An 853-nucleotide genomic window follows, 5' to 3' on the forward strand; every position below is an offset into this window, starting at 1 on the left:
GCGTACGGGAGCACCCCGCGCCGGGCCCGTATCGCGGACGGCCGCGGCCCGGGCGCGGGGTGCTCCCGTACGCTCCCGGCCATGGACGCATCCGCAGCGCGCAAGACCGCCGTCGTCACCGGCGCCGGCTCCGGCATCGGCCGCTCCGTGGCGCTCACCCTGGCCGCCGCGGGCTGGTCGGTGGCCCTCGCGGGCCGCCGCCCGGAGCCGCTGGAGGAGACCGCGGCCCTGGCCGGGCCCGACGCCGACGTCCTCCCCGTCCGTACGGACGTGACCTCACCGGGGGAGGTGGCGGCCCTCTTCGCGGCGGTACGGGACCGGTACGGGCGGCTCGACCTGCTCTTCAACAACGCGGGCACGTTCGGCCCCGGCGGGGTCGCGGTGGAGGACCTGGCGTACGAGGCGTGGCGGCATGTCGTCGACACCAACCTCAACGGGGCGTTCCTGTGCGCGCAGGCGGCGTTCCGGCAGATGAAGGAGCAGGACCCGCGAGGTGGGCGCATCATCAACAACGGTTCGATCTCGGCGCACGCGCCGCGCCCGAACTCGGTGGCGTACACGGCGACCAAGCACGCGATGACGGGCCTGACCAAGGCGCTCTCCCTGGACGGCCGCCCGTACCGGATCGCCGTCGGCCAGATCGACATCGGCAACGCGGCCACCGAGATGACGGCCCGGATGACCACGGGCGTGCCGCAGGCGAACGGGGAGCTGGCGGTGGAGCCGGTGATGGACGCGGCGGATGTGGCGCGGACGGTGCTGCACATGGCGGAGCTGCCACTGGAGGCGAACGTGCAGTTCGCGACGGTGCTGGCTACGGCTATGCCGTATATCGGGCGGGGGTGAGGGGGGG

General features: G+C 74.2%; 1 protein-coding gene. It reads left to right on the plus strand.

What is annotated here, in order from left to right; all coding sequences use genetic code 11:
* Nucleotides 1-81 precede the first annotated feature (81 nt).
* Complete coding sequence (locus ACJA3G_RS37850; protein ID WP_406557526.1) at nt 82-846, plus strand: SDR family oxidoreductase; 765 nt, start codon at nt 82-84, stop codon at nt 844-846.
* Nucleotides 847-853 lie beyond the last annotated feature (7 nt).

The sequence above is a fragment of the Streptomyces sp. YS-3 genome (assembly GCF_045257485.1).
Lineage (GTDB): Bacteria > Actinomycetota > Actinomycetes > Streptomycetales > Streptomycetaceae > Streptomyces.

Bases quoted from the DNA above. Each gene is read 5' to 3' on its own strand.
- ACJA3G_RS37850 (WP_406557526.1), top strand. From the start codon at position 82: ATGGACGCATCCGCAGCGCGCAAGACCGCCGTCGTCACCGGCGCCGGC.